At 71.2% G+C, this 6,594-nt stretch carries 4 protein-coding genes; 1 reads left to right on the forward strand and 3 read right to left on the reverse strand.

Translation table 11 applies throughout. The features are described 5' to 3' along the window. Positions 1–242 precede the first annotated feature (242 nt). On the reverse strand, positions 243–2,954 hold the full coding sequence (locus tag ACIRDX_RS19150; protein WP_396627042.1) for a GH116 family glycosyl-hydrolase: 2,712 nt from the start codon (positions 2,952–2,954) through the stop codon (positions 243–245). A gap of 131 nt (positions 2,955–3,085) precedes the next feature. Between ACIRDX_RS19150 and ACIRDX_RS19155 the strand changes: the two genes are divergently transcribed. After that, positions 3,086–3,499: a Dabb family protein gene (locus tag ACIRDX_RS19155; protein ID WP_396627043.1), complete on the forward strand. Its 414-nt coding sequence runs from the start codon at positions 3,086–3,088 to the stop codon at positions 3,497–3,499. A gap of 172 nt (positions 3,500–3,671) precedes the next feature. On the opposite strand, the gene ACIRDX_RS19160 is transcribed toward ACIRDX_RS19155, so the two are convergent. Together ACIRDX_RS19160 and ACIRDX_RS19165 are read right to left on the reverse strand one after the other, a co-directional pair. Then, positions 3,672–4,886 carry a hypothetical protein gene (locus ACIRDX_RS19160; protein WP_396627044.1) on the reverse strand — a complete coding sequence of 405 codons (1,215 nt, stop codon included), beginning with the start codon at positions 4,884–4,886 and terminating at the stop codon, positions 3,672–3,674. Then, positions 4,883–6,594: adenylate/guanylate cyclase domain-containing protein (locus ACIRDX_RS19165; protein ID WP_396627045.1), on the reverse strand; the 1,712-nt coding region annotated here is incomplete at its 5' end. The genes ACIRDX_RS19160 and ACIRDX_RS19165, both read right to left, overlap by 4 nt.

Raw genomic sequence — 6,594 nt, forward strand, 5'->3', positions numbered from 1 at the left:
TGCCGTCGCTGCCGTCGGTGCTGCTCACGTACGACCTGTACGACCGCGCGGAGCGCTCGGCGGCACGCGCGCTGTTCGGCGAACGCGCGATCGGTGGCAAGGTGCCGGTGCTGATCCCCGGCGTGGCGACGATCGGCGACGGGTTGGTACGAGCTCCGAGGTAGGGCGCGGTGTCCTCACCGCGCCGCTGTCATGAGGCCTCTTGCCGCCCCGCGCCCAGCGGCCGGGTGAGACACCCGGCCCTACCTGTGCGGGAACTCGATGCGGTCGCCGGCGACGAGGGGCTGCGTGCGACCTGACGGCCTCACCGCGCGCTCGCCGAGGCGGACCCACTCGAGCGGCAGCCGGCCCTCGTGTACGTCGATCGTCAGCCGCGCCTGTGACACCTGCATCGACCCCGACGCGTGGCCCGTCGACCACGGGTAGCGCCCGGGGCGCTCGGCGACGCGCAGCAGCTTCGTGACGGCGGAGTAGTGGAAGCCGGTGAGCGCCAGGATGGCGGCCCAGCTCGCCATCGCCCGCGCGTAGTGATGCCCGCACTCGGCCTCGTCGAACGGGTTGCGCCGCCGCCCGTCGTAGCGCGCCCGGATCATGCGGATGCACTCCAGGCCCTCGGACTCGAGGCCTTCGTAGAGCATGCCGACTGCGGCCGCGTACTCGAAGCCCGTCATCACCTCGGTGAAGTAGGGGAACGGGTTCTCCGGGCGCCCCTTCGGGTAGCTCGCCATCAGCAGCGCCGCATCGTCGCCCATCGCGAACACGCGCATGTTGTTGAAGTGCGCGTGCATGTCGGCGCGGCGGTTGTACTTGAGGATGCTGGCCAGCGTGGTCTTCGCGTGGGCCACGTCCACCAGCGACCCGAGATCGCACACGCGCGCCATGAACTGCCCGACGAGCTGGTCGACCAGGCAGCCCTGCGCCAGCTGGAACTCCGGCTTGGTGACGTCCTTCGCGCCCATGCCCACCTGCAGGCTCGGGGCGACCGCCGACGCACTCGACGGCGGACGCACCTCGTGCACGTAGTACTCGCCGTTGAACAGGTGCGTGTCGATCCAGGCGCGGCCGCGCGCGTACAACCCGCGACAGGTCTCGGCGAAGGCCGTGTCGCCGACGTGCGTGGCCATCTCCGTGGCCGCACGCAGCGCGCCGAGGTACCAGAGGCCCATCTGTGGATTCGGGCCGTAGTACTCGACGTCCATCGTGTTGTGCTGGCAGCCTTCCATCACGCCGTCGCGATCGGCGTCCCAGCCGCCCGGGATCCAGCAGAACTCCACGCTGCGGCGGATGGACGGCCACAGGCGTCGCAGGTCGGCGTCGCGACCCGAGAGCTGCCAGTCGCGATACACCTTCATCACGCAGCCCATCTGCCCGTCGGCGGCAGCCTTCCCGTAGGCGCGCCCGCGCGACAGCGGCAGGTTGACGCGGAAGCTCATCATCCCCTGCTCGTCGATCGCCTGGCCGAACTCGACCTCGCGCATCGACCACGCGAGATCGCCGAACAGGTACGCCGTCGCCTGCTCGTAGTTCCACACGTGCGTACACGACCCGTGGCAGCAGCCCTGCGTGTCGGCGATGCCTTCCCAGCCGAACAGCGTGCCGTCTGGCGTGCGGAAGCAGGTCTGCGTGCGCAGCGTGCTGACGTTGAAGAGCGCGGCCTCCTTCACCTCGGCAGGCAGATCGGATCGCGTCACGCTCGTCACGAAGCGCGCCGTGCGGCCGCGGAGGGCCTCGAGACCTGCCGCCTGGCGGGCGAGCACGTCCCAGGCGTCGGTCCATCGGCCCGTGTAGTGGTTGCCGATGCGGTCGTCGCCCGACGGCGGCGTGTGGGCCGGCGTCCACGTGTAGCGGTTGGGGAAGTGCCACGCGAGCAGGAACGTCACCTCGCGCGTGGCGCCTGCCGGGATGTCGAGCGACACCGCCAGCGATCCCACCGGGGTGTTGACGTTCGAGTCGCCTTCGCGCTCGTCGATCCGTCCGTCGGCGGAGAAGTCGTCCCAGAAGTCGAGCAGCGGCACGCCCCAGCGAGGCGCCACCCACATCGTCCGGCGTGTCACTCCCGTCGTCGCCGTCGTCGCCAGTGCGAGCGAGCCCCACGCCTCGGCCAGCGGATCGACCCCGGTCGACGAGTACACGAGCCCGCGCAGGCCATCGGCGTCGCGCGTGGCGATGCGGTTGCCCTTTGCGCCCACGTATTGCCGATCGCCCTTCCAGTCCTTCGTCGTCTGCGAACCGTCCACGCCGATGAAGTTCGGCAGCGTCGCGCACACGGCCGCGGCAATGGACGCGCCGGTCGTGTTGCGCAGCTCGACCGTGATCGAGGCCAGCGGCAGTCCGCTTGCGTCGGCGTCGCCGGGCACGAGCGGGTTGAACGCCTTGATGTGCGCCTCCACCGGCACGTCGGCGTCGCGGAGGACGACGCGGCCGAAGGGGTAGGCGGTGGCGAACGCGGCGTCGCGGAAGCGGGGCAGGTTGAGGTTCGCGCCGGGCGCGCCGTGGCTGCCCTCCCACGCGTGGTCGTCCACGGGCCCTTCGAGCAGGCGGCACACGGGCGCATCCGTGCCGCGACGCGTGTACAGCGCGAGGAACGGCGCCGCGCCAGCGAAGGCAGGGACGAAGCCCTTGCCCGGGCGGTTCATCACTTCCCAGTCGCGCAGGTCGCCGCGGCCGCCGAGCGACACCGTGCCCGTGCCGATGCCGCCGAGCGGCAGCGCGATGCGGGCGAGATGATCGTGGTCGTACACCCGGAGCGACGGCCACGCGTCGTCGGCAAGCAGCGCGTCGGCGCCGGGTACCGGCGCGGGCGCGGGACCCGGCGCCTGTGCGGCGTCGGCAGCGGTGGCCGCATGCACGCCGGTCGCGGCGGTCGACGTCAGCCCGAGGCCGACCAGGCGCACGAAGTCGCGTCGGTCCACCTGGGGCGCACAGTTCCCGCCGGGGCAACACTCGTCAGCCATCTCTGTTCCTCGTGGGCGGATGGTACCCCGTCGCGCCCATCGACGTGAACGTCGACAGCCATTGACCGGTACTGGCGCGGCCCCGACCGGGCAAACAGCCCGCCGCAGGCGCATCCGCGTAGAATGCGCCGATGTCCAGACTCGCCGCCGCCATCCTCACCGCGTTCACGCTGGGTGCCGTGACCCTCGGTCCCCTCAACCGGTCGACCGCTGCACAACCGCCCACCCAGGCCGTTCGCCACGTCGTCGTCTTCAAGTACAAGCCGGAGGCCACGCCGGCGCAGATCCAGCGGATCACCGATGCCTTCCGCGCGCTGTCGAAGAGCATCCCCGGCATCACCGGGTTCGAGGATGGCGTCAACAACAGCCCCGAGGGGCTGAACCAGGGCTTCACGCACGTGTATCAGCTGACCTTCAAGGATGCCGCAGCGCGCGACGCCTACCTGCCACACCCCGAGCACAAGAAGTTCGGGCAACTGCTCGGCACGAGCGGCATCTTCGTCGGTGCCTTCGTCGTGGACTACTCGCCGCACGTCACGAAGTGAGCCGCGGCGCGCCGAGAAGGCGCGCACGGCGGTGTGCGCCGCGTGGTTGTGGCCGAGATGAGCGGAGCCGGGGCTAGCGAGGCGTCACCGCCCGTCGACGTGAACGTCGACGGCCACGAATCGTGTGGCGGTCTCTGACTACCGACTCCCGACTGCCGACTGCCGTTCTGTGTCAGAACGTGAACGTCCACTGGAGCGACAGCAGATCGTCGCGTGGGTCCTCACGACCGACCGTGCGGTTGATCATGTACTCCCCGCGGATCTCGCTGGCGCGCCCGAGGCGGTAGCCGGTGCCGAACTGGTAGCGGCTCATGTCGTAGTCCCACCGGTCGCGCACGCCAGATGAGCGCGGCAGGTCGCGGAACGTGATCGCGTTGGCGCGTGCGGCCACGAACCACCCGGCCGCCAGCGTGGCCTGCGCCTCGACGTAGCCCGAGACGTCGCGTGTCGACTCGTTGACGCGGAACACCTCCCAGCGGTTCACGAGCAGTTCGCCGCGCAGGGCGACCCGTCCGCGCTCGAACGTCGCGTCGAGCCCCCATGTCTCCTGGGCCTGGCGTGGGGCATCGATCTCGGGATCCATGTACGGACCGTGCGCGTACGACACCGCCACGTGCAGCTCCGGCCGCACCCGCCACCGCACCTGGCCGAGAGCCGAGAGGCCCGCAGGCGCGTCGATGCGCCAGCGGTCCCAGTCGGACGGATCGGCCGAGACCGCGCTCGTGGCGACGCCACCCACGCCCGACACCGGCCCGTGGCCGACTGTCACGGTGGCGCCGACGGGGTAGGGCACCGCCCACACCACGGGCAGTCCGGCCGCACGGAACGGGGGCCGATCCTTCCACGTGAACACGCCGTCGTTGGCAGCGGGGAACTCGGTGGCCGACATCACGGTGCGGTAGTCGTAGGCCAGCGGCGGTCGCACGAAGGGGTCCGCCTTCGTGTGGGCGCGGCCGGGGTAGCCGCCGAACGGCGCCACGAACTTGCCGGCCTGCACGCTCACGTTGCGTCCGGCGACCGGCGTGTAGCGCACGAAGGCCTGCTGCAGGTGCAGGCGCAGCGGACCGCTGCGCGCCGGCTGTCCGCGGTCGACGCGCACCTCGCTCGAGAAGAACAGGTGGCGCCCGATGAACACGTCGGTGAACAGGCTCACGCGACCTGCGACGAAGGGACTGGTGCCCTCGAGGTGCCACGCCGGTTCGTCCTGCGGCACGAACAGGTCGACGTCGATGCGCGCGCTGGGCACGATCTGCACGAGGCCGCCCGGCGAGTCGTAGCGCACGCCTGCCTGCTCGAGCGTCGGCAGGTCGAACACCTGCGCGTGGCTCGGCGACGAGGCCAGCAGCGCCAGTGAGACAGCCAGCGCGAACACGGATCTGGCGATCATGCCCGTGTCTCCGCGTCGCCCGAGGCGAGTGACTCGACGAGATACGGCACGACGGGCGTCGAGAAGCCCTTGACGAGTCGCGATGGCAGCGGCTGCGCCACGACGGCGGCGGCGACGAGCGCGTGCGTGCGCTCGCCGATCAGCACCTCGCCGGCACCCGCCTCGGAGCAGAGCCGGTTGGCCGCATTCACCGAGGCGCCGAGCACGGTGTAGTTCAGTCGTGTCGTCGACCCCATGTTGCCGGCGACGGCCGGCCCGCTGTTGACGCCGATGCCGATCGTGAACGGCGCCTCGCCTCGCGCCCGCCGGGCCGCATCGAACGTGCGCGTGGCCTCGCGCAGGCGCAGCGCTGCGCGCACCGCGTGTAGCGCATGGTCGGCGTCGTGGACCGGCGCGCCGAACACGCCCATCACCATGTCGCCGACGTACTTGTCGACCACGCCGCCCTCGTCGGTGATGGTGCGAGCCGCGAGATCGAGCCACTCGTTGAGCATCGCGATGACCTCCTGCGGCGACAGGTGCTCGGTGATCGAGGTGAAGCCGCGGACGTCGGCAAACAGCGTCGACACCTCGCGGGTTTCGCCGCCCAGGCGCAGGTCGCCCTTCATCAACTCGGCGGCCACGTCTGGCGAGACGACCATGTCGAGCACGCTGCGGTAGCGCTCCTTGAGCAGCAGTCCCTCGGTCATCTGGTTGAAGGCGCCCGCGAGCGTGCCGAACTCGTCGGCGTGCGGCACGGTGACGGTGAAGTCGAAGTCGCCGCGGCGCACGCGCTCGGTGGCGCCCACCAGTGTGCGAATGGGCTGCGTGAGCTGCGCGGAGAGGCCCGTGGCCAGGAGCACGGCGAGCACCAGGGCGCCGGCAGCGGCGATGAGCCCGACGCGCCTGATGCGGTCGAAGGGCGCGATCACCTCGTCGAGCGGCACGGCGCTCACCGCCACGGCGGGTCCGCTGCCCGCCAGCGGCGTGGCCACGATCGCGAGGCGGCGTCCGGCGTGCGTGAGGAAGGTCGGCGCGCCGGCCTGCGCGGCGCCGACCAGGGCTGTCGCGAGTGTCGCGTCTTTTGCGCCGGTGCTGGCCGCCAGGCATCGGCCGGCCGCGAAGCAGACGTCGGCCTCCACGATCGCCGCAAGCCTCGTGGCCACCTCATCGTCGACGGCAAAGCCCAGCGTCAGGCTCCCCACGGGGGCATCGAAGAGCGTCAGTGGCTCGGTGATCACCATGAACAGGCGCCCGTCGACGATACGGTAGGCGCCGGCCGCATCACCCTCGACGGGGGAAGTCCCGGCGGCCGAGGCGTCCACGGGCATGGAGTCCAGCAACCGGAGCACGGGCGCGCCCTGCGTGTCGTCGAACTGCACCAGGCCCTCGCGCAGTTCGGCGAGCGTGAGTTCGTAGGTCACCTGCTCGGTGAACTCCCGCCGGTCGCCGCCAGACACGGCGGAGTCGAGTGCCGCGGCGATGCGAATCGAGCTGGTCAGGCGCCGCGCCACGCGGGTCAGTTCCGCACGCCGCAGTCGTTCGACCTCGGCGAGTGCGCGTCGCGTGCGATCGGCCGTCTGCGCGGTCACGCGATCCACCTGCCGCTGTGTCTGGTAGCCGACCACGAGGAAGCTGGCCAGCCCGAGCAACCCGACGCTGCCGACCAGCGCGGCCAGCAGCCGCCCACGGAAGCTGATCGTCACGGCGCGAGGGTCACGCGCGCGGT

Source organism: Luteitalea sp. (genome assembly GCF_044337415.1).
In the GTDB taxonomy this organism is placed as follows: Bacteria; Acidobacteriota; Vicinamibacteria; order Vicinamibacterales; family Vicinamibacteraceae; genus Luteitalea.